This is a genomic window from Streptomyces bluensis, from assembly GCF_014650715.1.
GTDB classification, from domain to species: domain Bacteria; phylum Actinomycetota; class Actinomycetes; order Streptomycetales; family Streptomycetaceae; genus Streptomyces; species Streptomyces bluensis.
The window spans coordinates 18,143-36,210 of the sequence record NZ_BMVM01000029.1; the positions used below are offsets into that span (position 1 = coordinate 18,143).

Here is an 18,068-nt window from a genome sequence, read left to right on the forward strand (position 1 = left end):
CGGGGCACGGCGGGGCGGGGCGGTCATTCGGCGGGGCCGGGCGGTCATTCGGCGACCCAGGGCTTGTCGTCGAGCAGGGCGAAGAGCTCGTCGTCGGTGGCGTCGTCGAGTGCGACGCGGTTGCCCTGGTCCGCGTCCTGTCCGCCGCTTTCGGCGGCGCCCGCCGACCACGTGGCGAGCAGGTGCTGGAGCCGGTCGCCGATCGCGGCGCGCAGGTCGTCGTCCGCGGCCGGTGCGGTCTCCGCTAGGACTGTGCGGAGCTTGTCCAACTCGACCATGAGGAAGGCGGTGTCACCGTCGTCGGCGGGGGCGAGTTCCGCGCTGAGGTGGTCGCGGAGGGACAGGATCGTGGGGTGGTCGAAGATCAGGGTGGCGGGCAGCTGCAACCCGGTCACGCTGTTCAGGCGGTTACGGAGGTCCACGGCCGTCAGTGAGTCGAAGCCCAGCTCCTTGAACGCCCGTGACGCGTCCACCGCCCCGGCCGAGCCATGCCCCAGCACCCCGGCCACCTCGGCCAGTACGGCGTCCAGGAGCACGCGGTCCCGTTCGACAGAGCCCAGCCCACGCAGCCGCTCCACGAGCCCACCACCGTCGCCGGCGGCACCCGAGGCGGCGACGCCCCAGCGCCGCCCCGCCGCCGGCACCAGGTCCCGCAGCACGGACGGCACCTGGCCGTCCGAGAGGGCCGAGGTACGCAGGGCGACGGGGACGGCGTTCGGCTCGTTGACGACGAGCGCGGCATCCATCAGCGCCAACGCCTCGTTCGCGGCCAGCGGCGGCAGTCCCCCACGCCGCAACCGCGCGATGTCCGCCTGCGGCAGCCGACCCCCCATACCGGCCTCCCACATGCCCCAGGCCAGCGACACGCCCGGCAGTCCCTGGGCACGGCGGGTGGTGGCGAGGGCGTCGAGGACGTTGTTCGCGGCGGAGTAGGCGGCCTGACCGGCATTGCCCACCACACCCGCGAACGACGAGAACAGCACGAAGGCGGACAGCTCCCGGTCAGCCGTCAACTCGTGCAGGTGGAGCGCCGATGCGGCCTTCGCGGCCATGACACCGGCCAACCGCTCCGGTGTCAGATCAGCGACCAGACCGTCATCCAGCACCCCCGCCGCATGTACCACACCCGACACGTCGACACCGTCGAGCGCGGCGGCCAGTGCCGCACGGTCGGAGACATCGCACGCCCGTACCTCCACTCGCGCGCCCAACTCTTCAAGCTCCGCGTGGAGTTCAGCGGCTCCGACGGCTTCGGGTCCGCGCCGCGAGACGAGCAGCAGGTCCCGTACGCCGTGCACGGTGACCAGATGCCGGGCGACCTCCGCGCCCAGACCACCCGTCCCGCCCGTGATCAGCACCGTGCCCTCGCCACTCCACGGCGACGGCACCCGCAGCACGACCTTGCCGACGTGCTTGGCCTGCCCCAGCAGACGCAACGCCTCCGGGGCACGGGACAGGTCGTACGACCTCACCTTCACCGGCCGCAGCGCGCCCTGCTCGAACAGCTCCAGCAGCGCGGCCCACATCCCCGCGATCCGGTCCGGTCCCGCGTCGAACGTGTCGAACGCCCGGTAGGTGACGCCCGGGTGGGCGGCCGCCACCTTCTCGGGGTCGCGTACATCGGCCTTGCCCATCTCGACGAACCGGCCACCGGGCCGCACCAGTCGCAACGACGCGTCCACGAGCTCGCCCGCAAGCGCGTCCAGCACGACATCGACGCCCGAGGTGAACCGCTCCTCGAACTCGGTCGTCCGGGAGGAGGCGATCCGCTCCTCCCGAATCCCAAGACCCCGCAAGACCGGCCACTTCGGCTCGCTCGCCGTCCCGTACACCTCGGCACCCAGGTGCTGGGCGAGCTGTACGGCGGCCATGCCGACACCGCCCGCCGCGGCGTGGATCAGCACCGACTCGCCTTCCTGGAGCCCGGCGAGGTCCACGAGGGCGTAGTAGGCGGTCAGGAACACGATCGGTACGGACGCCGCCTGCTCGAACGACCACCCGTCCGGCACCCGCGCCAGCAACCGGGCGTCCGTGACGGCCGACGGGCCGAACGCCCCGTCCAGCAGACCCATCACCCGGTCACCGACCGCCAGGCCGGTCACCTCCGCGCCAACCTCCACGACCACACCGGCACCCTCGTGACCGAGCCGACCGGCGTCACCGGGGTAGGTGCCCAGCACGTTCAGCACGTCACGGAAGTTCACGCCCGCAGCCCGCACCGCCACCCGCACCTCACGGGGGCCAAGGGCACGCGGCTCCTCGGTGATCGGTGCGACGCCGTCCAGGCGGCCTTGCTCGGCGACCTCCACGCGCCACGACATCCCCGGCGCGACGGCCGGCGGCACCAGGACTCCGCCGGAGGCCATCCGTACCAGTCGCGGCACCCACGCCTCGCCGTCGCGGAGGGCGAGTTGGGGCTCGTCGAGGGGGGCGAGCCGTTCGGCGAGGGCGCGGTACGAGGCCGCGGTGCCGTCGACGTCGGCGACGGCGAGGCGGCCGGGGTGTTCGCTGATCGCCGACCGGACCAGGCCCCAGGCACCGGCGCCGGACAGGTCGGGGGTGTCGGTGCCGATGCCGATGTCGGCGTGGGTACCAATCCCGCTGCTGGTCTCGATCCCCGTGCTGGTGCCGGCGGCGTGGTGCAGGGCGACCGCGCCGGTGGTCAGTGCCACCAGGGGCGTGTCAGCCCATCGCTCGTGTGCGAGCCAGGTCCGCATGGTGCCCAGGAGATCAGCAACCGGACTCAGGACTTCACCAGAGTTGGCCGCGACGGCCAGTGCGACGGCCGCCGGGGCAGGCTCGCCCGCGTCCACGGCGGCGATGAGGGCGTCCAGGTCGGCGTAGTGCCTGGTCGGCACGCCGGACTCGTGCCATGCGGCCGTGTCGTGGTCGCCGACCACGGCCCAGTGGCCGGTGCGGGCGGTCTCGGGGCGGTCGGCGGTGGGCGCGGGCACCCAGTCGAGGCGGAACAGGTCGTCCGGGCCGGTGGCCGCCCGTGCCAGGTCGGCCGCCGAGACGGGACGCAGCACCAGCGAGTCGACCACGGCGACGGAGGCGCCCGCCGCGTCGGCGACATGCAGCGCGTACGTGTCGGCCCCGCGCGGGGTGAGCCGCGCCCGTACGACGCTCGCGCCGACCGTGTGGAAGGCCGCACCCGACCACAGGAACGGCAGCAGCGCCCCCTGTCCCTCCCCCGCGCGCAGGGCCAGCGCATGAAGCACGGTGTCGAGGAGCGCGGGGTGGAGCCCGAAGGACGTCGCCTCGCCCGTGGCCGGCTCGGGGAGGGCCGCTTCGACCAGCAGGTCTTCGCCGGAGGTCCAGGCACGGGCCAGGCCGCGGAAGGTGGCGCCGTAGGTGAGTCCGGACTGGTGGAGGCGCTCGTACAGGCCGTCGAGGGCGAGTTCACGGGCCCCGGCGGGCGGCCAGGCGCGCAGTTCGGGCGCCGCCGACGGCGTGGCTGCCGCGTCGTCCAGGAGGCCGGTGGCGTGGAGGGTCCAGGGCTGGTCGGGGGCGGCGTCGTCGGGGCGGGCGTACACGTGGAGGGCCCTGGCTTCGCTGCCGTCCGTCGCCGGGGGGTCCACGGTGATCTGGACGATGACACCTCCGTCGGGCGGCAGGACGAGCGGCGCCTGGAGGGTGAGTTCGGCCAGCCGCCCGCAACCGGCGCGGTCGCCGGATTGGAGGGCCAGCTCGACGAACGCCGTGCCCGGTACGACGACAGCGTCGGCCACGGCATGGTCGGCGAGCCACGGATGTGTACGGACCGACAGGCGGGACGTCAACAGCAGCGTGTCGGAGCCGGCCACGGTGACGGCCGCACCGAGCAGCGGATGTTCCGCGGCGGCGAGACCGAGGCCCCGCGCATCGGCGGCGGCGCGGGCCGGCTCCAGCCAGTACCGCTGCCGTTGGAAGGCGTACGTCGGCAGCGACACCCGGCGCGCGCCGCTGCCCTCGAACAAGGCCGCCCAGTCGACACGAGTCCCCCGGACGAAGACCTCGGCGAGTGCCGTGAGCAGGGTCTCGGCCTCCGGGCGCCCCTTGCGCAGCACGGAGAAGGACGGCGCGGTCGCCGGGTCGACGAGCCCGCTCAGCACCGGATCGGGGCCGATCTCCAGCAACCGTCCGGCGCCGAGCGACCCGGTGGCGGTGGCCAGGGCGTCGCGGAAGAGGACGGGCCGACGCACCTGCTGGACCCAGTAGGCGGGAGTGGCCCAGTCAGCCTCGCCGACGGTCTCACCGGTGACCGACGAGGCCGCCGCGACCACGGGGCGACGGTAGGTGATCTGCTCGGCGACCGCGGTGAACTCGTCGAGCATCGGCTCCATGAGCGGCGAGTGGAAGGCGTGCGACACGCGCAGACGGGTGACCCGGCGACCGCGTTCACGGACGCTCGCCATGACCCGCTCGACGCCTTCCTCGGCCCCGGAGACGACCACGGCGGTCGGTCCGTTGACGGCCGCGATCGTCACCTCCTCAGCGGTGGTGAGCAGGTCGGTGATCTCCGCCTCGTCGGCCTCGACGGCGGCCATCGCGCCGCCCTCGGGCAGGGCCTGCATGAGACGGGCACGCGCGCCCACCAGCCGCACCGCGTCCGGGAGCTCGAAGACACCGGCCGCGAAGGCGGCGGCATACTCGCCGATGGAGTGACCCAGCACCACGTCCGGCATCACACCCCACGCACGCAGCAACTCCACCGACGCAACCTGGACAGCGAACAAGGCCGCCTGCGCATACCCGGTGCGATCGAGGAGAGCGGCGGCCTCAGAGCCCTCGTCGGCGAACAGGACATCCCGCAACGCAAGCGGGAAGCCCTCCGCGCCGGACAACTCGGCCTCCAGCAGACCGGCGACCTCGTCGAAGGCCTGGGCGAACCGGGGGTAGGCGGCGTGCAGTTCACGCCCCATGCCGAGCCGTTGGCTGCCCTGCCCGGTGAACATCCACGCCGTACGGCCCTCGGTGACGACACCCGTCACGGCGGGCCCGACGAGCAACGCGTCACCGTCGCGCCCAAGAGCAACCGCCCGGTGTTCCAAGGCGGCCCGGGTCGTGGCCAGGGACAACCCGACGTCCGCCGGAGCGAGGTCATGGGCTTCGACGTGCGCCACCAGCCGTGCCGTGGCGGCGCGCAAGGCATCAGCTGTGCGAGCCGATACGACCCACGGAGTCACCGGAAGGTCGGACCCGGAGCCGGGCTCGCGGGGTGCAGGGGTCGTCGGGTCCGGGGTTTCTTCGAGGATGACGTGGGCGTTCGTGCCGCTGATGCCGAAGGACGAGACACCCGCCCGACGCGGACGCTCGCCACGCGGCCACACACGCTCCTGCCGGAGTAGTTCCACCGCGCCCGCCGACCAGTCCACATGGGACGACGGCTCATCGACGTGCAGCGTGCGCGGCAGACGCTCCCGGCGCAATGCCATGACCATCTTCACCACGCTCGCGACACCGGCTGCCGCCTGCGCATGACCGATGTTCGACTTGATCGAGCCGAGCCACAACGGCTCGTCATCGGCATGCGCCTGACCGTACGTCGCCAGGAGGGCTTGCGCCTCGATGGGGTCGCCGAGCCTGGTGCCGGTGCCGTGCGCCTCCACGGCGTCCACCTCGGCAGCATCGAGCTGAGCGGCGGCCAGCGCCTGCCGGATCACCCGCTGCTGCGACGGACCGTTCGGCGCGGTCAGCCCGTTGGACGCACCGTCCTGATTGACCGCACTGCCGCGCACCACCGCCAGCACCGGATGGTTGTTGCGGCGGGCGTCGGACAACCGCTCCAGAACGAGAATGCCGCCGCCCTCGGCCCAGCCCGTCCCGTCTGCACCGTCGGCGAACGACTTGCACCGCCCGTCACCGGCCAGCCCGCCCTGCCGCGCGAACTCCAGGAAGATCGTCGGCGTCGCCATGACGGTGGCGCCACCGGCCAGGGCGAGGTCGCATTCACCCGACCGCAGTGCCTGGCAGGCCAGATGCAGAGCTACCAAGGCCGAGGAACAGGCGGTGTCCACGGACATGGCCGGGCCCTCCAGTCCCAGGGCGTAAGCCAGGCGACCGGACGCGACGCTGGGTGTGCTGCCTGTCAGCAGGTACCCGTCAGTGTTGCCCTGCGGATCGTCGACCGTGCCGCTGCCGTAGCCGTTGGCGGAGACGCCGGCGTAGACGCCCGTCGAGGTTCCGCGCAGCGAGGACGGATCGATGCCCGCGTCCTCCAGCGCCTCCCACGCCGTCTCCAACAGCAACCGCTGCTGCGGGTCCATGGCGAGGGCCTCACGCGGCGAAATCCCGAACAACTCGGCATCGAACAGCGCCGCACCCTCGACAAACCCACCGACCGCCGCCAGCCCCTCCAACAGGGCAGGGTCCCAACCACGATCCGTCGGCAGCACCGACAACCCGTCCCGGCCCTCCGCGACCAGATCCCACAACCCCTCGGCGGAATCCGCACCACCCGGGAAACGACACCCCATCCCCACAATCGCAACCGGCTCATCGAAAGCCGTCGCCACCTGTGCACGCGGTGGCGAGGGAGTCTGCTCGGTGATCTCGCCGAGGACCTGTTCGAGGAGGTAGTCGGTGAGTGAGTTCGGGTTCGGGTGGTCGAAGACGAGGGTGGCGGGGAGCGTGATGCCGGTTGCGGAGCCGAGGCGGTTGCGCAGGTCGACGGCGGTGAGCGAGTCGAAGCCGAGGTCCTTGAAACTGCGGGTCTCGTCCACGGTCGCCGCCGACGCGTGGCCGAGCGCCACGGCGACCTGCGCCTGGACCAACTCCAGCAGAACCCTGCGCTGTTCGACCGGAGCCAGCGCGCCGAGACGCCGTGCCAGCTCACCGCCGGCCGCGGTGGCAGCGCCGGCAGCACGACGACGTGCCCGGAGCGGTACCAGGTCGTGCAGCACCGGGGGCAGGGCACCGTGGCCCGCCTCGCCGAGTGCCGAGGTACGCAGGGCGACGGGGACGGCGATCGGCTCGTTCACCAACAGAGCCGCATCCAGCAGGGCCAGCCCCTCACCCGTCTCCAGGGCCGGGAAACCCTGCCGGGCCATCCGCTCCAACTCCGCCTCGCCCAGGGTGCCACCCATGCCGTCCGTGTGCGCCCACATGCCCCACGCCAGCGACACGCCCGGCAGGCCCTGGGCACGGCGGGTGACCGCGAGGGCGTCGAGGATGCTGTTCGCGGCGGAGTAGGCGGCCTGACCGGCGTTGCCCACGACACCCGCGAACGAGGAGAAGAGAACGAAGGCGGACAGGTCACGGTCGGCCGTCAACTCGTGCAGATGCAGCGCGGATTCCGCTTTCGCCGCCACCACCCGGCCGACACGCCCAGCCGACAGATCAACGATCAGACCGTCATCCAGCACGCCCGCCGCATGCACCACACCCGACAGATCGACACCGTCCAATACGCCAGCCAGTGCCGCACGGTCGGAGACATCGCACGCCCGCACAACGGCCCGAGCACCCAACCCCTCAAGATCTGCGACGAGTTCGGCAGCACCTGGAGCCCCGGCCCCACGCCGCGATACGAGCAGCAAGTCCCGCACCCCATGCACGGTGACCAGATGCCGGGCGACCTCCGCACCCAGACCACCCGTGCCGCCCGTGATCAGCACCGTGCCCCCGCCACCCCACGGCGACGGCACCGAGAGGACGACCTTCCCCACATGCTTGGCCTGCCCCAGCAGACGCAACGCCTCCGGGGCTCGCCCCATGTCAAACGCCGTCACCGGGTTCGGCCGCAACGCACTCCGCTCGAACAGGTCCAGCAGCGCCGCCCACATCTCGGCGATCCGGTCGGGCCCCGCGTCGATGAGGTCGAAGGCGGTGTAGTCGATCCCGTGCTCGGCCCGGACCTGCTCCGCGTCGCGGATGTCGGTCTTGCCCATCTCCACGAACCGGCCGCCCGGGCGCACCAGCCGCAGCGAGGCGTCCACGAACTCACCGGCCAGCGAGTCCAGCACCACGTCCACACCTGGCTGGAACCGCTCCTCGAACTCCGTCGTCCGGGACGAGGCGATCCGCTCCTCCCGCACCCCCAGCCCCCGCACGACCGGCCACTTCGGCTCACTCGCCGTCCCGTACACCTCGCCGCCCAAGTGCTGAGCCAGCTGCACAGCAGCCATCCCCACACCACCGGCAGCCGAGTGGATCAGCACCGACTCGCCTTCCTGGAGCCCGGCGAGGTCCACCAAGGCGTAGTACGCGGTCAGGAACACAATCGGCACCGACGCCGCCTGCTCGAACGACCACCCCTCCGGCACCCGGGCAAGCAGCCGCGCATCGGTCACAGCAGTCGGAGCGAACGCTCCGTCCAGCAGACCCATCACCCGATCACCGACCGCCAGGCCGGTCACCTCCGCACCGACCTCCACGACCACACCGGCACCCTCGTGCCCGAGCCGGCCCGGGTCACCCGGATACATCCCGAGGACGTTCAGCACGTCACGGAAGTTCACCCCCGCCGCCCGCACCGCGACCCGCACCTCACCGGCCCCCAGCGCACGCGGCTCCTCAGGAACCAGCGCCACACCATCCAACCGCCCCTGAGCCACCACATCCATCCGCCAACCCGCACCCGCACCCGTGCCCGCACCCGTCGGCGGCAGGAGCACATCCCCACCAGCCATGCGCGCAAGGCGCGGCACCCGGGCCGTCCCCCGGCGGATCAGCACTTCGCTCTCCGTTTCCGGGACGCCCGTGAGCGTCTCCCAGGAAGCGGAGTCGAGGTCGAGGTCGGCGAGGGCGATGCGGCCAGGGTGTTCGGTCGCGGCCGTGCGGACCAGGCCGCGGACGGCGGCCGCGGACGGATCGGTGCGGGGCCCCTCGTCGTCGGCGGGGCCCGAGAGCACGATCAGCAGGCGGGAGTCGCCGAGACGTTCCTCCCGCAGCCACTCCTGGATCGTGCCGAGTGTCTCGGCGACGGTCTCCCGGAGGGAGCCCGCTGCGGCCGTCGTGAGCGGCAGGGTCACCGTGCTCGGCGGTCGCGTGCCGGCGTCGAGTGCCGTGCGCAGCGCGGCCAGGTCGGCGTACGTGGTGCCGTAACGGGCCGTGTGTGCGTTCGGGAGTTCGCCCAGGACGGCCCAGTCGGCGGTCCGGGCGTCTCCGGTGTCGGTCAGGGCCCGCCAGTTCACGTGGAACAGGGCGTCTCGGACGAGGGAGTCGCCGGTCTCCAGGTCCGTGAGGGTGACGGGGCGCAGCAGGAGGCTGTCGATCGTGGCGACGGGTTCGCCGGTCGCGTCGGCGACCCGCAGTTCGATCGTGTCCTCGCCTCGCGGCGTCACGCGCACCCGGACGGTGGACGCGCCCACGGCGGACAGCTCCACGCCGGACCACAGGAAGGGCAACCGGGTGCCGTCGCTCTCCCACAGACCCAGGACGTGCAGCACCGAGTCCAGCAGCGCCGGGTGCACGCCGTATCCCTCGCCGCCGCCCGCTGCCGCTTCCGGCAGTGTGGCCCGGACGAACCAGTCGTCCCCGGAGCGCCATACGGATTCCAGGCCGCGGAAGGCCGGGCCGTACGACAGGCCCGCCGATCCCAACCGCTCGTACAGGCCGTCGAGTTCGACCTGTTCCGCTGCCTGCGGCGGCCACACGCGCAGGTCCCATGTCTCACCAGCCTGCGCGGTCTCGGCGAGGGTGCCGGACGCGTGGAGTGTCCAGGGCAGTTCGTCGTCCGTGTCGTGCGGGCGGGCGTGGATGCGCAGGGCTCGGTGTCCGGCGGCGTCCGGCGACTCCACGCCCACCTGGAGTTCGACGGCACGGTCCGCCGGGAGGGCGAGCGGGGCGTGGAGGGTTAGGTCGTCGATGTGGTCGCAGCCGGCCCGCTCGCCCGCGGCCAGCGCCAGTTCCAGCAGCGCGGTGCCGGGGACGATCACGGTGCCCGCCACGACGTGGTCCGCGAGCCAGGGCTGGTCGGCGACGGACAGCCGGGCCGTCAGCAGCAGCGTGTCGGTGTCGGCGACGGACACGGCGGCGCCCAGCAGTGGGTGGCGGACGGGGCGCAGGCCCAGGCCCGCGGCGTCGACGGTGGTGCGCGGCGCTTCGAGCCAGTAGCGGCGGCGCTGGAAAGCGTATGTCGGCAGGGGCACCTCGCGTGCCCCCGTGCCGGCGAAGACGGCCGCCCAGTCGACCGGGGTGCCGCGGACGAAGAGCTCGGCTACGGCCGCCAGGGCCGTCTCGCGTTCGTCGCGGTCACGGCGCAGCACGCATGCGGCGGGGGCCGTGTCGACGAGCGCGGACAGGACGGGGTCGGGGCCGAGTTCGAGGAAGCGTGCGACGCCGAGTTCGTCCACGGCCGTGCGGGCGGCGGCGTGGAAGCGTACGGCTTCCCGCACCTGCCGTACCCAGTACTCCGGCGTGGTCCAGTCGTCGCCGTCGAGTACGGCGCCGGTGAGGGTGCTCACCGCGTGGAGGGTGGGGCGGTGGTAGGTCACCCGGGCGGCGATGTCCGCGAACTCCGCCAGCATCGGTTCCATGAGCGGGGAGTGGAAGGCGTGCGAGACGTGCAGTGGCGTGGCCCGGCGGCCCTGTTGGCGTGCCGCGTCGAGCAGGTGTCGTACGGCGTCCTCGTGGCCGGAGACGACGACGGAGGTGGCGCTGTTCACGGCGGCGATGACGACGCCGTCCGTGAGGAGCGCGGTGGCCTCCGCCTCGGTGCCCTCGATGGCGGCCATGGCGCCGCCCCGCGGCAGGGCCCGCATGAGCCGGGCGCGGGCCGCGACCAGCCGCACGGCGTCCGGGAGTTCGAGGACTCCGGCCGCGTGGGCGGCGGCGAACTCGCCCACCGAGTGGCCCAGCACGACCTCGGGTTCGGTGCCCCAGGAGCGCAGCAGCCGGATGAGGGCGGCTTGCAGGGCGAAGAGGGCGGACTGGGCGTAGCCGGTGTCCTGAAGGACCTGTTCCTCGTCACCGAAGAGGACGGAGCGCAGGGGCCGCTCGAAGCCGAGTTCGGCGTCGAGGAGTGCGCAGATCTCGTCGAGTGCCGTGGCGAACACCGGGAAGGTGGCGGCGAGTTCTCGTCCCATGCCGGGACGCTGGCTGCCCTGGCCGGTGAACATCCACGCGGTACGGCCCTCGGTCACCGCGCCCTTGATCGCCGGCTCGGCGAGTTGGGCGCGCAGGTCGGCGAGGTCGTGGCCGAGGACGACGGCGCGGTGGTCGAGGGCGGCGCGGGTGGCCGCGAGGGAGTACCCCGTGTCCAGGGGGGCGGCGTCGACCTGGGCGAGTCGTTCGGTCTGGGCGCGCAGTGCGTCGGCACCGCGCGCGGAGACGACCCAGGGGATCACGGGCAGATCGACCGTCGTGGCCGAGGTCGCCGAGGTAGCCGAGGTGGCCGAGGTGGCCGGGGCGGCCGGGGCGGCCGGGGCGGCCTGCGTGGCCGGTCCGTCGGCGTCCTCGACAGAGGGTTCGGCAGGGTTCGGGGCCTCCTCGGCGGAAGGCGCGGCGGGGGCCGGGGCCTCTTCGATGACGACGTGGGCGTTGGTGCCGCTGATGCCGAACGACGACACACCTGCCCGGCGCGGACGCCCGCCCTGCGGCCAGGCCCGCTCCTCGGTCAGCAGCCGCACCGCACCCGACTCCCAGTCCACATGGGAGGACGGCTCCTCGGCGTGCAGAGTGCGCGGCAGGCGCTCCGCGCCCAGCGCCATCACCATCTTCATCACACCGGCCACACCGGCGGCCGCCTGGGTGTGCCCGAGGTTGGACTTCACGGACCCCAGCCACAGCGGCTCGCCATCGCCGTCGCGTGCCTGCCCGTAGGTGGCGAGGAGGGCCTGCGCCTCGATGGGATCGCCGAGCCGGGTGCCGGTGCCATGCGCCTCGACCACATCCACCTCGCCCGGTGACACACCGGCGTTCGCGAGAGCCTGACGGATCACCCGCTGCTGCGACGGACCGTTGGGCGCCGTCAGGCCGTTGGACGCACCGTCCTGATTGACAGCCGTACCCCGCACCACCGCGAGCACCGGCCGCCCCAGCCGACGCGCCTCACTCAACCGCATCAGCACCAGCACACCCGCACCCTCGGACCACCCCGTGCCGTCCGCCGACTCCGCGAACGCCTTGCACCGGCCGTCCGACGCCAGCCCACCCTGCCGGGAGAACTCGACGAAAGTGGCCGGCGAGGCCATGACCGTCACACCGGCGGCCAGAGCCGTGTCGCACTCCCCCGACCTGAGCGACTGGCACGCCAGATGCAGCGCCACCAGCGACGACGAACACGCCGTGTCCACCGTCACCGCCGGGCCCTCGAACCCGAAGACGTAGGAGAGGCGCCCGGAGAAGACGCTGCCCGCGTTGCCGTTGGCGAGCAGGCCCTCGACCTCGCTGGGCACGGTGTGCAGGCGGGCGTGGTAGTCGTGGTACATCAGGCCCGCGAACACGCCCGTGCGCGAACCGCGCAAGGACAGCGGATCGACCCCTGCCCGCTCCAGCGCCTCCCACGACGTCTCCAGCAGCAGCCTCTGCTGCGGATCCATCGCCAGCGCCTCACGCGGCGAGATCCCGAACAGTTCCGCGTCGAACTCGGCCGCGTCGTGCAGGAAGCCGCCCTCGCGTGTGGCGGAGCTGCCGGGGCCGTCGCCGTGCAGGGCGGTCAGGTCCCAGCCGCGGTCCGTCGGGAAGCCCGAGACGCCGTCGCCGCCGGACGCCACCAGGTCCCACAGTGTCTCCGGCGAGTCCACCCCGCCGGGAAAGCGGCACCCCATCCCCACGATCGCGATGGGCTCGTCGGTGCCGACCGTGGTGCGGGCGGCGGTGGCCGGGAGGTCCGCCGTGCCGAGGAGTTCGGTGCGGAGTCGGTCGGTGAGGGCGAGCGGGCTGGGGTGGTCGAAGACGAGGGTGGCGGGGAGGTGGAGTCCGGTGACGGTCTTGAGGCGGTTGCGCAGGTCGACGGCGGTGAGGGAGTCGAAGCCGAGGTCCTTGAAGGCGCGGGTGGGTTCGACGGTTGCCGTGCCGGTGTGGCCGAGGACTCCGGCGACCGCGGTCTGGACGAGGTCGAGCAGCAGCCGGTGCTGTTCGTCGCCGGGCAGGGTGAGCAGACGGCGGGCGAGGGCGTTGCCGGTGTCGGTGCCGGTGGCGGCCTGGCGGCGGGCGGTGGGCAGCAGGCCGTGCAGGACCGCGGGGGCGGTGTCGCGGTGTGCGGCGAGGGCCGTGGTGTCGAGGGCGAAGGGCAGCGCGAGCGGGTGCTCGGTGCGCAGTGCGGTGTCGAAGAGGGCGAGGGCCTCGTCGGTAGACAGGGGCGGGAAGCCATGGCGGGAGAGGCGTGCGACGTCCGCCTCGGCGGTGCGGCCGCCCATGCCGTCAGCGGTCTCCCACATGCCCCACGCCAGGGACAGCGCGGGCAGGCCCTGGGCCCGGCGGGCGGTGGCGAGGGCGTCAAGGACGGTGTTGGCGGCGGCGTAGGCGGCCTGGCCGGGGTTGCCGAAGATGCCGGCGACGGAGGAGAACAGCACGAAGGCGTGCAGATCCTGATGGGCGGTCAGGTCGTGCAGGTTCAGGGCGGCGGTCGCCTTGGCGGCGAGTACGCGGGTGAGCCGGTCGGGGGTGAGGTCGGTGAGCAGGCCGTCGTCGAGGACTCCGGCGGCGTGGACCACTGCGCTGAGCCGTACGTCGTCCAGGGCGGCGGCCAGTGCGCTCCGGTCGGCGGCGTCGCAGGCCACGACCCGGGCGCGGGCCCCGGCCGCGGTGAGTTCGGCGACGAGGTCCTCGGCTCCCGGCGCTTGGGGGCCACGGCGGGACATGAGCAGCAGGTCGCGCACGCCGTGCTCGGCGACCAGGTGCCGAGTGAGGAGCGCGCCCAGACCGCCGGTGCCTCCGGTGACGAGGACGGTTCCCGTCTCCGGCCAGGGGGTGATCTCATCGGCCTCGGTGGGGGCCGGTTCTGCGGTGCGGGTGACGCCGGGCAGCAGGACCTGCTCGCCACGGACCACGAGTTGGTCGGCGTCGAGGGCGGTCAGTGCGGCACGGAGGGTACGCAGGGCCTCACCGGTGCCGTCGGTGTCCGCGACGGCGAAGCGGCCGGGGTGTTCGCCCGCCGCGGTACGCAGCAGGCCCCACACGGCGGCGGCCACGGGGTCGGTGGCGTCGTCGCCGGCGGCTCGGGTGGTGACCGGCACCAGGCGGGCGTGCGCGAAGCGGTCGTCGGCGAGCCAGGCGTGGACGGTGGCCAGGACGTCGGCGGCAAGGGTGTGGACGGCCCGGTCGTCGGTGGCGGTGCCGGCCGGGACCGGGAGGAGCACCGTCGCCGGGTTGGCCGCGGCGAGGGCGTCGAGGGTGGTGCCGTGGACGATCCCTGGGCCGGCTGCCGTCCACGGCGACGGGTCGTCGGTCAGGACGGCCAGGGCGGGTTCGGTGTCCTCCCCGCTGCCGGACGGCGGCAGGGTGGCCGGGGTCCACTCCAGCCGGAAGAGGCTGCCCGCGCGGGGGGTGTCGTCGATCGGTGCGGTCAGCGGGCGCAGGACGAGGCCCTCGACGTCGGCGACGGGCGCGCCGGTCTCGTCGGCGGCGTACAGGGTGACGGTGTCGTCGGTCCGCCGGGTGAGGCGGGCGCGCAGGGTGGCGGCGCCGACGGCGTGCAGGCGGACGCCGCTCCACAGGAACGGCAGCCGGGCCGGGTCGGGGGTGTCCTGCGACAGGGCATGATTCGAAACACGTCCTAGGGCGAGGGCGTGCAGGGCGGCGTCGAGCAGGGCCGGGTGCAGGCCGAAGGCCGTGGCGTCCCCGGCGCCGTCCGGCAGGGCGGCCTCCACGAGGAGGTCGTCGCCGTCCCGCCAGGCGGCGGTGAGGCCGCGGAACGCGGGGCCGTACGCGAGACCGGCCGTGGCCAGCCGGTCGTACAGGCCCTCCAGCGGGAGCGGTTCGGCTCCGGCGGGGGGCCAGGCCCGCAGGTCCCAGGAGGGAGTGGGACCCGCGGGGGCGAGGGTGCCGGCCGCGTGCAGCGTCCAGGGCGCGTCGGCGGGTGCGCCGTCGGGGCGGGCGTGGACGCGCACGGCGCGGGTGCCGTCGGCCGCGGCGGGTTCGACGGCGATCTGAAGGTGTGCGGTGCCGTGCTCGGGCAGGACGAGAGGGGTGTGCAGGGCGAGTTCGGTGAGGGTGCCGCAGCCCGCCTGGTCGCCTGCCTGCACGGCGAGTTCGACGAGGGCGGTGCCGGGAACGACGACCCGTCCGGCGACCGTGTGGTCGGCGAGCCACGGGTGGGCGTCGGCCGACAGGGCCGCCGTGAGCAGGATCGTGTCGGTGCCCGCCGGGCGGAGGGTGGCGCCGAGCAGGGGGTGGCCGACGCTGCCGAGGCCGAGGCGGCCGACGTCGGTGACGGTGCGGGTGGGCCGTAGCCAGAACCGCCGGTGGTGGAAGGCGTAGGTGGGCAGGTCGACGCGGCGTGCGCCGGTGCCTTCGAACAGGGCGGCCCAGCCGACGGCCGCGCCATGGACGTACATCTCGGCCAGCGCGGTGAGCAGCGACTCGGGTTCCGGTGTGCCCTTGCGCAGGACGGACGCGGCGGGAATGTCGCCGGTCGTGCGGGCGAGGCCGGTGAGGACCGGGTCGGGGCCGATCTCCAGCAGGCGGCTCGCGGCCTGGCGGCCGGTGGCGGTGGTGAGGGCGTCGTGGAAGCGGACGGGGCGGACGATCTGGTCGGCCCAGTAGGCGGGGGTGGCCCAGTCGGTGGCGGTGACGGGGGTCCCGGTGACGGTGCTGACGGCGGCGAGCGTCGGCGGGCGGAAGGTGACGGTCTCGGCGACACGGGTGAAGTCGGCGACGGCGGGCGCCATGTGGGGTGAGTGGAAGGCGTGCGAGACACGGAGCCGGGTGGCGCGCCTGCCGCGCTCGCGGGCGGCGGCCATGACCTGTTCGACGGCGTTCTCGGTCCCCGAGACGACGACCGCGCGGGGCCCGTTGACGGCGGCGATCGTGACGGGGGCGCCGTCGAGCAGGTCGGCGGCCTCCGCCTCGTCGGCCTCCAGGGCGGCCATGGCGCCGCCGTCGGGCAGGGCCTGCATGACGCGGGCGCGGGCGGCGACCAGGCGTGCCGCGTCGGCGAGGTCGAACACCCCGGCGACGTAGGCGGCGGCGTACTCGCCGATGGAGTGGCCGAGGACGATGTCGGGCCGCGTGTCCCAGGAGCGCAGCAGTTCGGCGGTGGCGGTCTGGAGGGCGAACTGGGCGGTCTGGGCGTATCCGGTGCGGTCGAGGAGGGCGGCTTCGGGGGTGCCTTCGGCGGCGAACATGACGTCGCGGACGGGGAGTTCGAAGCCGGGTGCGCCCGCGAGGGCGGCGTCGAGGGTTTCGCAGACGACGTCCAGGACGGCCGCGAACACCGGGTAGGCGTCGTACAACTCCCGTCCCATGCCAGGGCGTTGGCTGCCCTGGCCGGTGAACATCCATGCGGTGCGGCCGTCGAGGACCGTTCCTCTGACCGTCCCGGGGGCCGGGTCGCCGTCGGCGAGGGCCGCGGTGCGCTCGCGCAGGATGCCGGGGCCGGTGCCGAGGACGACGGCGCGGTGGTCGAGGTGGGCGCGGCCGGTGACGAGGGACAGGCCCGTGCCGGTGTGGTCGGCGTCGTGGGCGGCGAGGCGGGCGGCCTGGGCGGTCAGGGCGTCCTGGCCGCGGGCCGACAGCACCCAGGGCACGACCGGCGGGGCGGTCACCGTGCGCGGCTCGGGGTCGGCGGGGGCCGGGGCTTCCTCCACGATGACGTGGGCGTTGGTGCCGCTGATGCCGAAGGCGGAGACGCCGGCCCGGCGGGGGCGCTCGCCGCGTGGCCAGGGGCGGGACTCGGTGAGCAGGCGGATGTCGCCCTCGGTCCAGTCGACCCGGGTGGAGCGGGTCTCGGAGTGCAGGGAGCGGGGCAGGAGTTCGGCCCGCAGCGACATGACGGTCTTGATGAGGCCGGCGACGCCCGCGGCGGACTGCGTGTGGCCGATGTTGGACTTCACGGAGCCGAGCCACAGGGGTTCGGTGCGGTCCTGCCCGTAGGTGGCCATGAGGGCCTGGGCCTCGATGGGGTCGCCGAGCCGGGTGCCGGTGCCGTGCGCCTCGACGGCGTCGACGTCGGCGGTGGTGAGGGCGGCGGCGTCCAGGGCCTGGCGGATGACGCGTTGCTGGGAGGGGCCGTTGGGCGCGGTGAGCCCGTTGGAGGCGCCGTCCTGGTTGACGGCGGAGCCGCGGATCACGGCGAGGATCGGGTGGCCGAGTCGCTGGGCGTCGGAGAGGCGTTCGAGGACGAGGACGCCGGCGCCCTCGGACCAGCCGGTGCCGTCGGCGTCGTCGGCGAAGGACTTGCAGCGCCCGTCGCCTGCGAGGCCGCCCTGGCGGGCGAACTCCAGGAACATGCCCGGGTTGGCCATGACGGTGGCACCGCCCGCGAGGGCCGTGTCGCATTCGCCGGACCGCAGCGCCTGGCAGGCCAGGTGCAGGGCGACGAGCGCGGAGGAGCAGGCGGTGTCGACGGTGACGGCGGGGCCTTCCAGGCCGAGGGTGTAGGCGATGCGGCCGGAGGCGACGCTGGGGATGCTGCCGGTGAGGAGATAGCCCTCGGTCTCCGGGGTGGCTTCGTGGAGGTGGCCGCCGTAGCCGTTGCCGGAGACGCCGGTGAACACGCCGGTGCGGGAGCCGCGCAGCGAGGTGGGGTCGAGGCCGGCGCGTTCCAGCGCTTCCCAGGAGGTCTCCAGCAGCAGCCGCTGCTGCGGGTCCATGGCGAGGGCCTCGCGCGGGCTGATGCCGAAGAGGTCCGGGTCGAACAGGGGCGCGTCGTGGAGGAATCCGCCGGCGGCGGTGGTGTCGCCGAGGGCGCTCAGGTCCCAGCCGCGGTCCTCGGGCACGGGCGTGATGCCGTCCCGTTCGCCGGCGACGAGCTCCCACAGGGCCTCGGGCGTGGTGGCGCCGCCGGGGAAGCGGCAGCCCATGCCGACGACGGCGACGGGTTCGCGGGACGCCGTGACGAGGTCCTGGTAGCGCTGCCAGAGCCGGTCGTTCTCCTTGAGGGACTCGCGCAGGGCTTCGACGAGCTCTTCGGAGGATGCAGTCATGTCCTTCTCCACGGTCGCGGTGAACGAGCGGGGCGTAGCGGGGTGCTAGCCGGTGCG

Annotated in this window: 1 protein-coding gene; it reads right to left on the reverse strand. The window is 73.7% G+C overall.

What is annotated here, in order from left to right; translation table 11 throughout:
* Nucleotides 1-44 precede the first annotated feature (44 nt).
* The gene (locus tag IE262_RS39995; protein WP_229877921.1) at nt 45-18,011 is read right to left on the reverse strand and encodes a type I polyketide synthase; all 17,967 of its coding nucleotides are present in this window, start codon (nt 18,009-18,011) and stop codon (nt 45-47) included.
* Nucleotides 18,012-18,068: the final 57 nt, after the last annotated feature.

Bases quoted from the DNA above. Each gene is read 5' to 3' on its own strand.
- IE262_RS39995 (WP_229877921.1), bottom strand. From the start codon at position 18,011: ATGACTGCATCCTCCGAAGAGCTCGTCGAAGCCCTGCGCGAGTCCCTC.